1 protein-coding gene is annotated in these 363 nt (G+C 60.1%); it reads left to right on the top strand.

All coding sequences use genetic code 11. From position 1 onward, the window contains the following. Window positions 1-41: 41 nt before the first annotated feature. Window positions 42-363, top strand: a 322-nt coding sequence (locus tag ACTJLF_RS34790) for a porin (protein ID WP_440884928.1), incomplete at its 3' end; no start/stop codon positions are given.

Below are 363 nucleotides of genomic sequence, written 5' to 3'. Positions count from 1 at the left end.
TTCGCACCGGAGCCCTATGTTTAACCTTGGAGAAACTTGCAATGAAAAAATCTCTGGTTGCTCTGGCTGCGCTGGCTGTCGCTGGTGTTGCCTCGGCTCAGTCGTCCGTGACCCTGTTCGGTGTGGTCGACGCGTCGATCAGCGGCTACTCGAGCACCTCGCGCGACAACCGCGCGACCGTGTTCCCCAACGCTTTCGGTATCCCCGTCTATCTGAACCAAGGTTCGGTCAAGGTCAGCAGCCGTCAGCTGGCTAACTCGGGCTACAACTCCAGCCGCATCGGCTTCCGTGGTACGGAAGACCTGGGTGGTGGCCTGGCAGCCAGCTTCTGGCTCGAAGCTCCGATCAGCAATGACGACGGTC

It is taken from the genome of Variovorax sp. 22077 (assembly GCF_052044195.1).
Lineage (GTDB): Bacteria > Pseudomonadota > Gammaproteobacteria > Burkholderiales > Burkholderiaceae_C > Variovorax > Variovorax atrisoli.
This window is presented reverse-complemented; position numbering and strand designations above follow the sequence as displayed.